This window comes from Actinomadura opuntiae, from assembly GCF_030283205.1.
Taxonomy (GTDB): domain Bacteria; phylum Actinomycetota; class Actinomycetes; order Streptosporangiales; family Streptosporangiaceae; genus Spirillospora.
Genome location: NZ_JASNWF010000007.1, coordinates 62,657 through 78,301 on the forward strand (window position 1 = coordinate 62,657; position 15,645 = coordinate 78,301).

Here is a 15,645-nt window from a genome sequence, read left to right on the forward strand (position 1 = left end):
CCGCGCGGAACTCCCCGGCCGCGTCGCGCGTCCACCTCACATGCAGGTCGCGGTGCCGCCGGTCGGCCCGTAGGTTGGTCACGTCGGCCGATGACGAGGAGCGTTATGTCCATGCAGAAGGGCGCCAACACCGCGGTGCCGGTCCCCGCGGTCCGCGTCGAGGTCGGGTGGCAGAGCGGACCGGGCGTGCCGGACGCCGACGCGTCGGCGCTGCTGCTGACCGACTCCGGCCGGGTGCGCTCCGACGACGACTTCATCTTCTACAACCAGCCGGCGCACGCGTCCGGGGCGGTGCGGCACGAGGGCAAGCGGCCGGGGCCCACGACGGTGGACGCCCTGTCGGTGGACCTCGGCCGCGTCGAACCGGGCGTCGAGCGGATCGTGATCGCCGCGTCCGCGGACGGCGGGACGTTCGGCCAGTTCCAGGGGCTGTACGTGCGGGTCGCGGACGCCTCCGGCGGCACCGAGGTCGCGCGCTTCGACAGTCCCGGCGCCACGAGCGAGACCGCGTTCGTGCTCGGTGAGCTGTACCGGCGGCAGGGCGGATGGAAGTTCCGCGCGGTCGGTCAGGGGTACGACTCCGGGCTCGCGGGGCTGGCCAGCGACTTCGGCATCACGGTCGACGATCCGGGCCAGGCGTCCGCCCCGCCCCCTCCGCAGCAGCCCGCGGCTCCTCCCGCTCCTCCGCAGCCGCAGGCGGCTCCTCCTGCGCCGCCGCAGCCCCAGGCGCCGCCGCCCGGCCAGTACGCGCCTCCCGGCGGGCAGTACACGCCGCCCCCGCCGCCCGGGCAGTACGCACCGCCTCCAGGCCAGTACGCACCGCCTCCGCCGCCCGGACAGTACGCCCCGCCGCCCGACCAGTACGCGCCGCCGCCTCCGCCGCCGGGCGGCCAGTACATGCCGCCCCCGCCGGGACAGTACGCGCCGCCTCCGCCCGGGTACGCGCCTCCGCAGGCACCGCCTCCGCAGCCGGCGCCGCAGGCGCCGGGCCCGCAGGGCGGGACGATCTCGCTGACCAAGAGCAAGCCGTCGGTGTCGCTCACCAAGCACGGCGCCACCTCGGGGCACATGCGGGTCAACCTCAACTGGACGGCGCGCGAGGGCGTCGCCAAGGGGCGGCTCGGCAAGCGCCGGCGCGGCGTCGACCTGGACCTCGACCTGTGCTGCCTCTGGGAGCTGCAGAGCGGGCGCAGGGGCATCATCCACGCGCTCGGCGACATGGGCGCGCTGGACCGCCCGCCTTTCATCCGGCTCGACAAGGACGACCGCACCGGCGCGATCGAGACCGGTGAGAACCTCACCATCAACCTCGACCACACCGCCGACTTCAAGCGGATCCTGGTGTTCGCCGAGATCTACGACGGCGCCGACGACTTCCGTGGCCTGGACGCGATCGCCACGCTGTTCCCGGTGAACGCGCCGCCGATCGAGATGCGCATGGACGACTGCGTGGACGGGTCCCGCGACGCCGTGCTCGCGCTCATCGAGAACGTGGGCGGGGAACTGGTCGTCCGGCGGGAGGGCCGGTTCGTGCTGCCGCCGCCCGGCCGTCCGCGCTGGGGCAAGATGTCGGTCGACGAGGCGTACGGCTGGAAGCTGGAGTGGGTGGCCGCGCGCGGCAAGGACTGACCCGGCCCGCGTGCACCTGAGCGGCCCCCTGCGGATGCCGGGGGCCGGCCGGTGATTCTGGCGTTTCTTGCCGGTTGTCCGGGGCGCGCGGCGCGGGATAGGACGGTCGCATGAGCACTCAGCGGCAGTATCCGGTCGTGCCCGCGCCCCGTTTCGACGTGTCCGGGGAGGAGGCGGCGAGGCGCGCGCAGGCGTTCGCCGACACGATGACGTTGCGCCGCACCGTGCGGGACTTCTCGTCGCGTCCGGTGCCGATCGAGGCCGTCGAGCACGCGATCCGGGCGGCCGGCACCGCGCCGAGCGGCGCCAACCTTCAGCCGTGGCGGTTCGTGGTGGTCACCGACCCTGGCCGCAAGCGGCGGCTGCGCGAGGCGGCGGAACGCGAGGAGCGCGAGTTCTACGAGCGGCGCGCGTCGCAGGAGTGGCTGGACGCGCTGGCGCCGCTGGGCACCGACTGGCACAAGCCGTTCCTGGAGGACGCGCCCGCGGTCATCGTCGTCTTCGAGGTGCACAAGGGACCCGAGACGCCCCGCCCGTACTACGTGAAGGAGTCGGTGGGTATCGCGGTGGGCTTCCTGCTGGCGGGTCTGCACCAGGCGGGCCTTGCGACCCTCACGCACACGCCGAGCCCGATGCGCTTCCTGAACGAGGTGTGCGAGCGGCCGCAGGAGGAACGCGCGTACGTGGTGATCCCGGTCGGCTATCCGGCTGACGACGCGATGGTGCCCGACATCGACAAGAAGCCGGTCGACGAGGTCGTCGTCCACCTCTGAGGCTGCAGCGCCCGAACCGGGACGGTCGTCAGGCGGCCTTGACCGTGTCGGCGAGTTTCTTGTCGCGGGCCACCCGGACCAGCGCGGCGCTGAGGCGCGCGAGGTCCTTCTCCGGCACCTGGGAGGCGAGCTTTCCCGCGTCGGTGGGCAGCCCCAGCCGTTCCGCGCCCTTCTTGACCTGGTCGTCGACGTAGGGACGCAGCCACGGCCAGATCGCCTGCGCTTCTCTGCAGAAGATGTCCACGCCGGTAGGGCCGATGCCGGGGAACTCCTTCAGCAGCTCCGCCGCCTTGCCGGGGTCGCGTCCGGCCTCGATGGCGAGCTTGCGCAGATCGCCCTTGTACTTGTCCTGGACTATGTCCGCCATCTTCCCGAGACGTGTCGCGGTGCTCTCGTCATAGCGCACGTAGTGGCCGCGCCCCAGCGCGTCCACGCGTTCCTGCCAGGTCAGCTTCGCCATGCCGCGGGCCGTTCCGCCGCCCGCCTCGAACAGCTCCCGCGCGGCCGCGAGCGCGATGTCCGACGAGATGCGGGCGCTCAGCAGGTTCGCCAGGACGAGCAGCTTGAACAGCGCCGCCGGCTGGTCCTTCAAGGGGATCCCGGCCTCTTCGGCGAACGTCTCCCCGGATTCGCGCAGCAGCTTCTTGACGACGGCGTCCATGGCTCGCACCTCCCGTTAGGGCGACGCTTACCCGGACCGGCGGGGATGACTCATGCCAAGCGCGCGCGGGCGGCGTCACAGGAGGCTGAGCTGTCCTTCTCCGGCGAGCGGGTCGCGGTGCTTCTTCAGATGCCGCCACTGGGGCAGGTCGTCAAGGTACGACCAGGACAGCCGGTGGTGCGGTGTGGGGCCCGACTTCTCCAGAGCCCGCTGGTGGACGGGGGACGGGTATCCGGCGCTGTCAGCGAACCCGTATCCGGGGTGTTCGTTCTCCAGGGCTGCCATCAGGCCGTCCCGGTGGACCTTGGCCAGGACGGACGCCGCCGCGACCGTCACCGACCGCTGGTCGGCCTTGATCTCGCAGCGCACCCGCCACGGGCGCCGCAGGAAGTCGTGCTTGCCGTCCAGGATCACCACGTCGGGCGGGTGGGGCAGCGCCTCCAGCGCGCGGACGGCGGCGCGCCGCAGCGCCTCGGTCATTCCGAGCTCGTCGATCTCCTCGGGGGAGGCGGTGCCGATCGCGTGCCCGGCGAGCCACCCCGGCAGCACTTCGGCGAACGACGCCCTGTGCGCCGCCGTCAGCAGCTTGGAGTCGGTCAGCGCGACGGTCCGCTTACCGCGTCCGGGCAGCACCGGCGGCGCGCTGAGGTCGGTCATCGCCGCGCACACCACGACCGGTCCCGCCCACGCGCCACGACCGACCTCGTCCACACCGGCGATCCGGACCGGACGGCCGTTCTCGCCGAGCGCGGCCCGCAGCTCCTCTTCGATCTCGTAGCCGGCGGCCCGTGGCACGGCCCCGGGTACGGACCGGGCGGGATCCAGGCCGGGCAGTGCGTCGGCGGTGGCGGGGTCGTCGTCGGGGACGCGTTCGGTGGTCACAGCCAGCCATTGTGGCGGGCCGTCCCCACCGCCTCGATGCGATTGCGCGCACCGGTCTTGCCGATCGCCGCCGACAGGTAGTTGCGGACGGTGCTCTCCGACAGGTGCAGGCGCCCGGCGATGTCGGCGATGGTCGCGCCGTCGGACGCGGCGGACAACACGTCCCGTTCCCGCTCGGTCAACGGGTTCGGGCCGACCGACAGCGCGGCCGTCGCGAGCGCCGGGTCGACCACCCGCTCCCCGGCCAGCACCCGCCGCAGCGCGGAGACGAGCTCCTCGATCGGTCCGTCCTTCACCAGGAACCCGCTCGCGCCCGCCTCCATCGCCCGGCGCAGGTAGCCGGGGCGGCCGAAGGTGGTGACGATCAGCACCTTGCAGCCGGGCAGCTCGCGGCGCAGGTCGGCCGCCACGTCCAGGCCGCTGCGGCCTGGCATCTCGATGTCGAGCACCGCCACGTCCGGGCGCGTCCGCAGCGCCTCCGCGAGCACCTGCGCGCCGTCCCCGACCTGCGCGACGACCTCCAGGTCCTCTTCGAGGCCGAGCAGCAGCGCCAGCGCGCCGCGCATCATGCCCTGGTCCTCGGCGAGCAGAACTTTGATCACGGGTCTCCTTCCGGCCCCATTGTCCACCGGCGCCCCGGCGCCCGGCGCCCGGGTCGGTTCAGATCGGTACGGTCGCCGTCAGCAGGAATCCGCCGCCGGGCGCCGGTCCCGTGCGCAGGGTGCCGTCGGCGGCGGCCATCCGTTCCGCGAGCCCGCGCAGCCCATGCCCGCCGGGTCCCAGCGACAGCCCGTCCGGTGCGATGCCGGGGTGGTCGCCGTCCGCCGCGGCGTGCCCGTTGGGGCCCGTCCCGTCGTCGCTGATCTCCAATTCGGCGCAGTCGCCGTCATTGCGGACCGTGATGTGGCACTGCCGGGCCCCGCTGTGCCGTATGACGTTGGTGACGCCCTCCCGCACCGCCCACCCGAGCAGTGCGTCCGGTTCCGGCGGCAGAGGCGGGCCCGCGCGCCGGACGGCCCCCTCCACACCGCAGTCGGCCAGCGCGGTGAGCGCCGCGTCGAGTTCCTCGGCGAGGCCGCGGCCGCGGTATCCGGAGACGGCCTGGCGCACCTCGCCGAGTGCCTGCCGCCCGACGCTCTCGATGTCGGCGGCCTGCTCGGCGGCCAGCGCGGGATCGCGCCCGGCCACCAGCCGGACGGCCTGCGCCTTGACGACCATCAGCGACAGGGTGTGGCCGAGCAGGTCGTGCAGGTCGCGGGCGAAGCGGAGCCGTTCCTGCTCGACCGCCGCCTTCGCCAGCTCCTCGCGCGCCTCGCGCAGCATGCGGATGACGGTGAACAGCCGCAGGAGCACCGCCGTCACCAGGGTCGAGGTGATCACGGCGTACCAGTTGCCGAGGACCGTCGAGCCGTCGTCGCCCGCCGCCCACGAGACCGAGACGGTCAGCAGGGAGACGCCTCCGACGCCGAAGAGCATCGGCAGCTCCGGGCCCTTCGTCTGCCGGGGCATGTGGCCCACGACGATCCCGGTCGCCAGGCCGAGCAGCGGCCACAGCGTGAACCACCGGTGCTGGAAGGCCGTGGTGGCGACCGAGGCCAGGACGGCCTCCACCAGCAGCAGGCCCACCGGCACCTTCATCGGCACCCGCCCGTCGAACGCGGTGCGGGCGACGCCGACGTGCACGACCGCGAACGCGACCAGGGCGAGGACGGCCAGCCACGCCGGCTGCGACCGTCCGGCGATGATGTCGCGCAGCGGCCACGCGAGGATGATCAGCCAGAAGACGAACGCGTCCCCCTCGGGGCCGTTGCGGTCCAGCTGGTCCACGTCCAGGTCGGGTGTCCGCCTGGGCGGGACGTCCTTCCACAACTTCACCCTGCGTTCCCCTCGCTCACGCGGCAACCGTACGCGGGCGGAGACCGTCCTCCGCCCCCACCCTCGCAATCGGGAACCGTCCCGTAGCGCCCGGCGCTTCGTTCTTCTGGACTGCCATGACGGCGACGCTACGGATTCGCCGTAGCGCGCTGCAGAGCCGAACCTCTCCTTTTGGACGGGACAAATGTCCTGGTCTCCCGGGGGGAGCGAACAGGGCCCTCAACCGGGCGGCGTCATCAGGAGTCAACGAACGCGGCGCGGGGAGTCCCGTTCCGGCCTGTCCTGCGCTTTACTCGCTTTTGATGGCTTTGTTTGGCAGGTCCCGCTCCCGTCCGGCGAAGGACGCCGCGGCACGGGATCTATTCGAGCGCCTGCGCTGGCGTTACTTCCAGGTGCCGGCGGGGCTGCGCTTCCTGGGCGGCGTCCTGCTGGTCGCGGTGGCGCTGGCGGCGATGGTGGTCCTGGACGGGCCGGTCATCGGCACGGCGGCGTTCGCGGTGATCCTGCTCATCGTCGTCCATCTGACGTTGCGCTCGCCCACCGGGATGGCGGTCGTGGCGGTCGTCGCGTCATGGCTGGCGCTGTCGGTCCCGCTGGCAGGGCTCTACCCGGACGCGGGGCGCCCGCCCTATCTGAGGCCCGAACTGCTCCTGGGGCTGCTCGCCCTGCCGGTGGCGTTCCTGGCCTTCCGCCTGCGCGGGTACGCGCCCTGGCGGACCGCGCTGCTCGCGCTTGGCGCGGCCGGCGTGGCGACGGCGGCGCTCGCGCATCCGCTTCCGCAGGCGAGCGTCCTGCCGGGGTGGGCCGCCGCCTTCGCGGTGCTCGCCTACCGCTGGGACCAGGCGCGGCGCGCCGTCCCGGCCGAGGCGTACGAGACCGGCTGGGTGCAGGAACAGGCCACCCCGAAGGGGGAGGGAACGGTGGGATCTCGTCGGAACCCGTCCGGCCCGGACAAGCGCGACCGGCGGGACGGCGGAGGACCGCCGCGCCCGTCAGACGGCCCCTCGCGCGACGACGCGCCCGGGTCGGTTCACGGGGCCCCGGCCGCCGCGGCGGCGGCCCAGGGGCAGCGTACGGCCGCGCAGGGCGCCGACGCCGCGGCGGTCCCGGAGGCCCGCGCGTCCGCCGACGCCCGCGGGGCGGACGAGCCGGGCATCTCGGTCGCCGAGGCGCTCGCCGAGCTCGAGGGCATGATCGGGCTGGAGCCGGTCAAGCGGCAGGTCCGCTCCATCGCCGCCTCCATCGAGGCCGCGCACATGCGCGCCGCCGCCGGGGTCCCCACGGAGAAGCCCATGCGGCACTTCGTGTTCGTCGGGCCGCCCGGCACCGGCAAGACCACGGTCGCCCGCGTCCTGGCGAAGATCTTCTACGCGTTCGGGCTGCTGCCCCGGCAGACGGTGGTGGAGGCCCACCGCGCCGACCTCGTCGGCGAGTTCCTGGGCGCCACCGCCATCAAGACCAACCGGCTCGTCGACTCCGCCCTGGGCGGGCTGCTGTTCATCGACGAGGCGTACGCGCTGGCCAACTCCGCCGAGGGCCAGCCCGACCGGTTCGGCGACGAGGCCGTGCAGGCGCTCCTCAAGCGCGCCGAGGACGACCGCGACAACCTGGTCATCATCCTCGCCGGGTACGACGCGCAGATGGAGGAGTTCCTCGGCTCCAATCCCGGGCTCGCCTCCCGCTTCGGCACCCGCGTGCACTTCCCGTCCTACCGGCCCGCCGAGCTGCTCCGGATCGCCGAGTACCACACGGGCCTGCGCGAGGACCGGCTCTCGCCCGAGGCGCGGCGCCGGCTCGCCGCGCGCTTCGAGGAGGTCGAGCGGCGCGGCATCGTCGACGAACTGGGCAACGGGCGGTTCGTCCGCACGCTGACCGAGACGGCGGCGCGCGCGCGGGACGTACGGGTCGTCGACGCCGCCTCCTCCTCCGGCGAACCGGCCCGGCCCACCGCCGACGACCTGGTCACCCTGCGCGAGGAGGACGTCGAGATCGCCTTCGCCGAGGTGACCGAGCGGTACCGCGGCTACGCCGAGACCCCGACCCTGGACGAGGCGCTCGGCTCGCTGGACTCGATGATCGGGCTGGAGCCGGTGAAGCGGCAGGTCCGCGAGATCGCCGCGCAGCTCCAGGTGGCACGGATGCGCCGCGAGCAGGGCCTCCTGACGCGGCCGCCGACGCGGCACTTCGTCTTCACCGGGCCGCCCGGGACGGGCAAGACGACGGTCGCGCGGGTGCTCGGCCGCATCTTCGCCGCGTTCGGCCTGCTCGCCCGGCCGGAGGTGGTCGAGGCGCAGCGCGCCGACCTCGTCGGCGAGCACCTGGGCGCGACCGCCCTGAAGACCAACAAGGTGGTCGACTCCGCACTCGGCGGCGTCCTGTTCATAGACGAGGCGTACGCGCTGACCAATCCCGGCTACTCCGGCGGTGACGCGTTCGGCGCCGAGGCGGTGCAGGTCCTGTTGAAGCGGGCCGAGGACGACCGGGACCGGCTCGTCGTCGTGCTCGCCGGATACGAGGCCGACATGGACCGCTTCCTGTCGTCCAACCCGGGTCTTGCCTCGCGCTTCGACGTCCGGGTGGATTTCCCCTCCTACGGCCCCGACGAGTTGCTGCGCATAGCGCAGCTCATAGCCGAGCAGGGCGGCGACCAATGGGAGGAACGCGCCCTCGACGACCTCGCCCTGGTCTTCCAGCGCGTCTGCGGGACGGGCCGTATCGACGAACTCGGCAATGGCCGCTTCGCCCGCTCGCTGTACGAGAAGGCGTGCGCGTGTCGCGCGCTGCGGGCGGCCGGGCTCGGATCCGCCGCGACCACCGACGACCTGACGGTGCTGACCACCGACGACGTGCGCGATGCCTTCGCCGACCTGAGCCACCGCCTCGCCTGAGGTTCGGTGCGGCCGATTCTGTCGGCCGTTCGCGGTGTAATCGGTGGATGACCTCGGTTACGTGGGCCCAGGTGCTGGCCTGGCGGATGCGGCGGCAGTTCATCGAGACGCCGGGTGGTGCGTCCGCGGTGGACATCGCGCGGCGGCTGGCGGGCGTGCAGGCGCAGGTCGCCTCCGCCGCCGGGCTGGCGGTTGCGGTCCGCCAGGCGTCGCCCGACCCGGGCGAGGTGACCCGCGCGGTGCTGGACGAACGGACGCTCGTCAAGACGTGGGCGATGCGCGGCACCCTGCACCTGCTGCCGGTGGACGAGGCCGCCGCCTATCTCGTGCTGTGCGCGGCGATCCGCAACTGGGAGAAGGCCACTTGGCAGCGGAACTTCGGGGCCACCCCGGCCGACCTCGAGGCGATCGCGGCGGCCGCCGCCGAAGCGCTCGCGGGCGGCGGGGCGCTCACGCGCGAGGAGCTGACCGCCGCCGTGGTGGAGGAGACCGGTTCCCGGCATCTCGCGGAGGTGCTCGGCTCCGGATGGGGCACGCTTCTCAAGCCGCTGGCCTGGTGGGGCGTCCTCTGCTACGGGCCGCCGCAAGGGACCCGTGTCACGTTCACCTCGCCCGCGCATTGGGTGCCGGGATGGAAAGGACTGCCTCCCATGGAGGAGGCCGCCCGTACGGTCGTCCACGCCTATCTCGGTGCGCACGGCCCCGCGACGCCGGAGATGTTCGACAACTGGCTCATGCGCAAGGGCAACCGGAAGAAGGATGTCAAGAGCTGGTTCGCCGCCGCAGAAGACGGGCTTTCCACGGTGGAGGTGGAGGGCGTCCCCATGCACGTCTTGGAGGAGCACCGCGAAGAGCTGCTGGGCACGGCGCCCACCACCTCCGTCCGGCTGCTGGGCGGGTTCGACCAGTACGTCCTCGGCGCGGGTACGAGCGCCACCTACCTGATACCGGTGGAGCACCGCGGCAAGGTGAGCCGCACGGGAGGCTGGATCTCGCCGGTCGTCCTGCACGAGGGACGCGTCGCCGGGGTGTGGGAGATGAAGGACGGCGACCTGGTGGTGACCGCGTTCGAGGACGTCCCCGCCGACCTCCTCGAAGCCGAGACCGCCCGCCTGCGGCGGCTGGCGTCCTGACGCGCGGGCCTGCGGAACACCCCGGCGTCGGGCGGGCGCCGGGTGCCCGCATAGGGTGCCGTTCGTGGACGAGCGGGAAGAGCCGGTCGAATACCGGCAGAAGCGTTACCAGCCGCCGGAGGGCGCGACCGAGCTGCTGCTGATCCGGCACGGCGCCTCCGCGCCGGCCCGCCCGGACGCGCCGTTCCCGCTGGTGGACGGCCAGGGCGACCCCGAGCTGGCGCCCGAGGGGCGCGAGCAGGCCGACCGGGTCGCCGAGCGGCTCGCCTCGACGCCGCTCGACGCCGTCTACGTGACGACGCTGCGCAGGACCGCGCAGACGGCCGCGCCGCTGGCGCGCAAGCTCGGCATCGAGCCGAAGGTCGAGCCCGCCCTGCGCGAGGTGCACCTCGGCGAGTGGGAGGGCGGCCTTTTCCGCAAGATGGTCGCGGAGAACGACCCCGTCGCCCAGCGGATGGTCGCGGAGGAGCGCTGGGACGTCATCCCCGGCGCGGAGAGCGACGAGGCGTTCGCCGCGCGGGTCCAAGAGGGCCTGGCGCGAGTCGCCGCCGCCCACCCCGGCGGACGCGTGGCGGTGTTCACTCACGGCGGCGTGATCGGGCAGGCGCTCGCGGCCGCCACCGGGTCCAGGCCGTTCGCATTCCTGACCCCGGACAACGGATCGATCTCGCGGCTGGTGTGGCTGAACGGCCTGACGTCGATCCGCGGGTTCAACGACGTCTCGCATCTGGACTGGTCCGCGCCTGCGCCGCTGTCCTGACCGCGCCGTCCTTACCGTGCTGTTCTGACCGCGCCGTCCTGACGGGGTGTTTCAGCGGCGGAACCGGACGCGCTGCCCCGGCCGCAGTTGCGCCGCGTCCGGCACGGACGCCGAGGCCAGCACTGCGATGACCGGGTAGCCGCCCGTCGTGGGATGGTCGGCCAGGAAGACGATGGGCAGGCCGCTGGGCGGCACCTGGATCGAGCCGGTGACCATGCCCTCGCTGCCGAGCTCCCCGTCCCGCGACCGGGTCAGCGGCGGTCCGTCGAGCCGCACGCCCACGCGGTTGCCGTCCGGCGACACCTCGTACGGCGTCGACGTGAGCGCGGCCATCGCGTCCTCGGTGAACCAGTCGCTCCGTGGGCCCGGCAGTACGCGCAGCACGGGAGTCTCGGGCAGGGAGGGGGCCGGAGCCACGTCCACGGTGATGGCGTCCAGTCCCGTAACCGGGCCCGTCGGAAGCCGGTCGCCCGACGCCAGCGGAGCCGGCCCGAGACCGGACAGCAGATCGGTGGACCTGCTGCCGAGGACCCGGTCGACCGTTATGCCGCCGCGCACGGCGAGGTAGCTGCGCAGACCCGATGCCGGAGTGCCCAGCTCCACCACGCCACCGCGACGCACATGGCACGGCGCGTTCGCCCCGTACGCGCGTCCGTCGATGCGTACGGGCACAGGCGCGCCGGTGACGGCGACCCAGGCGCCCTTATGGAAACGCAACGAACCGCCGCCGAACGTGAACTCCACGCACGCCGCGCTCTCCGGATTGCCCACGAGCCGGTTGGCGAGACGCAGGGCACGCTCGTCGGCCGCGCCCGAATGCGGGACGCCGAGATGGGCGAGGCCGGGCCTGCCGAGGTCCTGGACGGTCGCCAGCGGGCCGGGCCGGACGACCTCGATCAAGAAGGCTCCTCGGGAACGAACCGGACGCGCGTTCCCGGCCGCAGCAGGGACGGCGGATCGCGCGTCACGTCCCACAGCGGCACGGAACTCCGCCCGAGCAGCCGCCAGCCGCCCGGCGACCGCGACGGGTAGACCGCCGCGTACGGTCCCGCGATCGCCACCGACCCCGCCGGGACGGCGGTACGCGGCGACTCCCGGCGCGCCACGCGCAGCGCCGGATCCAGACCCGTCAGGTAGCCGAAGCCGGGCGAGAAACCGAGATAGGCGACCGTGTACGAACCGGCGGCATGCCTGCGGACGACCTCCTCCCGTGGCAGGCCGGTCAGCCGCGCCACCTCGTCGAGGTCCTCGCCGTCGTAGACCACGGGGATCTCCACCGGCTCCGCGTCGTCCTCCGCGTCGTCGGGCAGCGGCAGATCCGGCAGGCGGGCGGCGAGCCGGTCGAGGTCGGCCGACGGCTCGGTCACCACCAGGACGGTCTGCTCGCCCGGGACGACGTCCACGACGCCGGGCCAGGCCGCCGCGCGCAGCGCCGCGTTCAGCCGGTGGGCCGTCGCCAGGTCGCCGGTCTCCACGAGCAGGGCCGCGTCACCGGCCCTCAGCACTCTCACGCGAACGGCTCCAGCACGACCCCCGCGCCGGACAGCGCGGACCGGACCGCCTGCGCGAGCGCCACCGCGCCCGGTGTGTCACCGTGCACGCAGATGGAGCGCGCCTTGAGCGGGACCTCGGTTCCGTCCACGGCGACGACCGTTCCCTCCACGGCCATTCGTACGGCCCGCTGCACGACGGCGTCCGCATCGTGCACCACGGCGCCCGGCTCGCGGCGGGACACGAGGCCGCCCTCCGGCGTGTAGGCGCGGTCGGCGAAGCACTCGGCGACCACGGTCAGCCCGTCGGCGACCTCGTGCACGGCCGATCCGGGAAGCGTCAGTAGCGGAAGTTGCGGATCGTAGGCGCGCACCGCTTCCGCCACCGCCGCGGCCTGCACGGCGTCGCGCACGATGCGGTTGTACAGCGCGCCATGCGGTTTCACATAGCTGACACGGCCGCCCTCTGTGCGCGCGATGCCGTCCAATGCCGCGAGCTGGTACAGGACCTCGGCGGTGAGCTCCGGTGCGGCGACGTCCATCTCGCGGCGCCCGAACCCCGCCAGATCCCGGTAGGAGACCTGGGCGCCGATGGTCACGCCGCGCTCCACCGCGGCGGCGCACACCCGCCGCATGATGAGCGGATCGCCGGCATGGAACCCGCAGGCGACGTTCGCGCTCGTGATGACGTCGAGCAACGCCAGGTCGTCGCCCAACTCCCAGATGCCGAAACCCTCACCGAGGTCGGCGTTGATGTCGATGACCGCCATGCCCAAGACCTACCACGCCCAGGGGCCGCCGCCGCTCGCGCGGTCCGCCGCCGGACGGCCGCCTCAGACCGCCTCCTCGCGCACGTCCTCGACCTCGTGCTTGGACGCCCACGCCTGGTACACGCCGCGGTCGAACAGCTCCAGCCCGAGGCCCTCGGCCACCGGCGCCTTACCGCCGGTGTACTCCACGCGCAGCCACCCCTGATGCTCGCCGAGCACCACGAACGGCTCGCCCCGCCACGTGCAGTGCGTGCTGACGTACCGCACGCCCTCCACCTCGGACGCGGGCACCACCTGCACGAACCGCTCCGGCCCGATCTGGCGGAACCCGTCGGCGTGCTCGGCCGTGTAGAGCCGCACGCGATCCGCGTCCGGGCTGGCCTCGTACTCGGTGCCGCGCCAGCGCGCATAGAAGCCGTGCCGGATCCTCATCCATGTCCTCCCGGCAGCCTGACGAGCCATCTGCGCAGGTCCGCGTCGTACACCGCGACCAGCGACTCGCGGGCCCGCGCGTCCAGCCGGTACAGCTCGGCGCCGTGCGGCAGCCGCTGGCTCTCGATCTTGAACTCCGGGACGGCGGGACCGTCGCCCGGCGCGTACCCCGAACCGGGGAACGGCGCCTTCTCGATCACCCAGCCGCCCGGGATGATCCCCATGCTCCACTCGTCGATGCCCCCGAGCGGCCGCCGGAACAGCGCCGGCTTCACCGCCGGCCACCGGATGACGAAGATCTCCTCGTCGCCGGGCGAGAACGGCGACCCCTCGTAGACCAGGCCGAGGCCGCGGATCAGCGCGCCGGGGGTGTTCAGCTCCGCGACGTCCTGGAGCCGGTGCACGTATCCCGCGACGAGGTCGTAGCCGCCTTCGAGGTGATGCTGCACATGCTCGCGCCGCAGGACCTTCTGCATGACCAGGACCTCGGTCGCGGTCCCCAACGCCCCGCCGTCCAGCGGTGCCGCGTCGCTCTCCTGCGGGACGTCGGGCGCCTGCGGCGGCGGGCCCTGGACCGGGGGCTCCTCGTGCGCGCGCGGGGGCGCCTGGAACCGGGATCCGGCCACCGCCTGCTCGACAACACCGGCGGCTCGATGCTCGGGCTCCGTCAGCCGCGCAATGTCCCGCGCCGTGGACCGCGCATCCACCGCCGGCGCAGGCGGCGCAGGCGGCGCGCCATGAGGCGACGGCCGCTCAGCAACCTCGTGCCGGTCAAAGGGAACGCCCTGCGGACCACCAGGTATGGCCTGCGGGCCGCCCGGTGCGGGCTGCGGAAGATCCAGCGCGGGTTGCGGACCTCCGAATGCGGGCTGCGGACCGCCGGGCACGGGCGGTGGGCCGCCAGGCTCGGGTTGCGGACGGCCCAACGTGGGCTGCGGAGCGCCGGGCGCGGGCGGCGGGCCACCCGGCGCGGCCTGCCGACGACCCAGCGCGGGTTGCGGAGCGCCGGGGGCGGGTGGGGGATCGAAGGGCGCCGGCTGGGGGGCGGTGTGGCGGGCGGGCTGCGGGGGCCCTTGCTCCCGTGGCACCTGGATGTGCGGGGGCGCCTGCCGGACGCCGCCGTCCGGCGGCGGGATCGGGAGGCCGTGCGGGTCGGCGGGCGTCTCCCGCGCGCTCACCGGCTCGGGTCGCCGCGCAGGCGCTGGACGCTCGGGCTGCGGCCGGGGCGGGGGCGCGTCGGCGGCGGGCTGTGAGGGGGCCTGTGCGGCCGCGGGGATCCCGGCGGGCGTGCCGGAGTCCGGCTGGGGGCGCGCAGCCGCCTGCGGCGATCTGGCCGCGGTCTGCGAGCGGCCCGCGGCCGACCGGCGGCGCCGTCCGGACGTCGGCCGGGACGAGCGGCCGGCCACCCGGACGTCGGACGGGTCCGGAGGCACCGGCCGGGCGGGCGGCTCCTCCGTGACGGGCTCGAACAGGGCGTGCGCGTCCAGGTAGGAGGCGCTGGGCAGCCCCGGATCGATCGCGAGCTGCCAGTCCGGATGCGGCCAGTGCCGCGACAGCTCCGACAGCGTCGCCTCGCGGTGGTGGACGGCCTGCCCCTGCAACGAGCGGTTCATCGCCTCCGGAGAGGTGAACGCCAGCACGAACGTGCCGTCGCCGAACTGCGCCGTGGCGAACCGGTGCTCGGCGGTGGGGTCACCGGACGCCGGCAGGTACAGCGTGGCGCGCGCCAGCAGCCGCAGGTACGACTGCTGGTCGCCGCGCTCGCGCGCCTCCACGAGCGCGGTCTCCAGGTCGGTGCCGGACGGTCCGGCCGTGCGGGGGGCGTCCTGCCCGGCGGGCGGGTTCTCGGACTCGGGAACGGCCAGCGGGATGCCGAGGCCGGGAAGCGCCAGCGGCCCGCCCTCCGGCCCGATCCGGCTCGCCTGGTAGACGAGTTCGAGCGGGGACTCGGTCCCGTAGACGTCGCGGAAGGCGCCGACCATCTGGCCGGCGAGCATCGCGGCCGCCTCCAGCATCTCGCTGGACGCGCGGTTGCCGCGCTCGCGCCAGGTGTAGCGGTTCCACCAGTTGCGCCGTTCCTCGCCGTCGGGCGGCTCCCAGCCGAGGGTGGTGAGGCGCCGTTCCTGGCGGGGGGCCAGCGGGCGGGGCAGGAACGCGCTGCCGACCGCCTCGGCGTCGAGGCCGCCCTCGATGCGCATCGCCTGCGTGTACGGCAGGCCGCTCGGCCCCTGCACGATGAGGAACGACTTGACGGGGAGGCGCGACAGCTCCAGCGTCAGCCGTTTGGCGAAGTCGTTCCAGTCCACTCGGGGTCAACTCTCGCGTCCGGGGGTGGGATTGCCGTACTCGACG

General features: G+C 73.9%; 14 protein-coding genes. 5 read left to right on the forward strand and 9 right to left on the reverse strand.

The features are described from left to right. Window positions 1-105 precede the first annotated feature (105 nt). Both QP089_RS16310 and QP089_RS16315 read left to right on the forward strand, forming a co-directional pair. The gene (locus tag QP089_RS16310) at window positions 106-1,629 is read left to right on the forward strand and encodes a TerD family protein (protein WP_285912459.1); all 1,524 of its coding nucleotides are present in this window, start codon (window positions 106-108) and stop codon (window positions 1,627-1,629) included. A 110-nt stretch (window positions 1,630-1,739) separates the two neighbouring features. Continuing rightward, window positions 1,740-2,402 carry a nitroreductase family protein gene (locus QP089_RS16315; RefSeq protein WP_285912460.1) on the forward strand — a complete coding sequence of 221 codons (663 nt, stop codon included), beginning with the start codon at window positions 1,740-1,742 and terminating at the stop codon, window positions 2,400-2,402. A gap of 28 nt (window positions 2,403-2,430) precedes the next feature. Here QP089_RS16315 and QP089_RS16320 read toward each other — a convergent pair whose 3' ends face one another. The 4 genes from QP089_RS16320 to QP089_RS16335 all read right to left on the reverse strand — a co-directional run bounded on the left by QP089_RS16320 (window position 2,431) and on the right by QP089_RS16335 (window position 5,820). Next, a complete protein-coding gene (locus QP089_RS16320) occupies window positions 2,431-3,063 on the reverse strand; it encodes an HhH-GDP family DNA glycosylase (RefSeq protein ID WP_285912461.1) in 633 nt (210 codons plus the stop codon). Window positions 3,064-3,138: 75 nt separating this feature from the next. After that, a complete protein-coding gene (gene rnhB, locus QP089_RS16325) occupies window positions 3,139-3,858 on the reverse strand; it encodes a ribonuclease HII (protein ID WP_285912810.1) in 720 nt (239 codons plus the stop codon). Between the two features lie 83 nt (window positions 3,859-3,941). Beyond that, window positions 3,942-4,547, reverse strand: coding sequence for a response regulator transcription factor (locus QP089_RS16330; RefSeq protein ID WP_285912462.1), 606 nt, complete (start codon window positions 4,545-4,547; stop codon window positions 3,942-3,944). A 58-nt stretch (window positions 4,548-4,605) separates the two neighbouring features. After that, entirely contained in the window at window positions 4,606-5,820 is a 1,215-nt protein-coding gene (locus QP089_RS16335) for a sensor histidine kinase (RefSeq protein ID WP_285912463.1), read from the reverse strand. Between the two features lie 302 nt (window positions 5,821-6,122). Between QP089_RS16335 and QP089_RS16340 the strand changes: the two genes are divergently transcribed. The 3 genes from QP089_RS16340 (at window position 6,123) to QP089_RS16350 (ending at window position 10,601) form a co-directional block, all read left to right on the forward strand. Further along, window positions 6,123-8,708 (forward strand): AAA family ATPase, encoded by a 2,586-nt coding sequence (locus QP089_RS16340; protein ID WP_285912465.1) that lies wholly within the window; start codon window positions 6,123-6,125, stop codon window positions 8,706-8,708. Window positions 8,709-8,755: 47 nt separating this feature from the next. Further along, a complete protein-coding gene (locus QP089_RS16345; RefSeq protein WP_285912466.1) occupies window positions 8,756-9,841 on the forward strand; it encodes a winged helix DNA-binding domain-containing protein in 1,086 nt (361 codons plus the stop codon). Window positions 9,842-9,905: 64 nt separating this feature from the next. Further along, complete coding sequence (locus QP089_RS16350) at window positions 9,906-10,601, forward strand: histidine phosphatase family protein (protein ID WP_285912467.1); 696 nt, start codon at window positions 9,906-9,908, stop codon at window positions 10,599-10,601. A gap of 51 nt (window positions 10,602-10,652) precedes the next feature. Here QP089_RS16350 and QP089_RS16355 read toward each other — a convergent pair whose 3' ends face one another. The 5 genes from QP089_RS16355 to QP089_RS16375 form a co-directional block, all read right to left on the reverse strand. Then, on the reverse strand, window positions 10,653-11,501 hold the full coding sequence (locus QP089_RS16355) for a 5-oxoprolinase subunit C family protein (protein WP_285912468.1): 849 nt from the start codon (window positions 11,499-11,501) through the stop codon (window positions 10,653-10,655). Next, window positions 11,498-12,112, reverse strand: coding sequence for a 5-oxoprolinase subunit PxpB (pxpB, locus tag QP089_RS16360; RefSeq protein WP_285912469.1), 615 nt, complete (start codon window positions 12,110-12,112; stop codon window positions 11,498-11,500). Before pxpB ends, QP089_RS16355 begins: the two co-directional genes overlap by 4 nt. Beyond that, window positions 12,109-12,861, reverse strand: coding sequence for a LamB/YcsF family protein (locus QP089_RS16365; protein WP_285912470.1), 753 nt, complete (start codon window positions 12,859-12,861; stop codon window positions 12,109-12,111). The genes pxpB and QP089_RS16365 overlap by 4 nt, the downstream gene beginning before the upstream one ends. Before the next feature lie 63 nt (window positions 12,862-12,924). Continuing rightward, window positions 12,925-13,293 (reverse strand): UCP033725 family protein, encoded by a 369-nt coding sequence (locus tag QP089_RS16370; protein ID WP_285912471.1) that lies wholly within the window; start codon window positions 13,291-13,293, stop codon window positions 12,925-12,927. Continuing rightward, entirely contained in the window at window positions 13,290-15,599 is a 2,310-nt protein-coding gene (locus tag QP089_RS16375) for an SseB family protein (protein WP_285912472.1), read from the reverse strand. The genes QP089_RS16370 and QP089_RS16375 overlap by 4 nt, the downstream gene beginning before the upstream one ends. Window positions 15,600-15,645 lie beyond the last annotated feature (46 nt).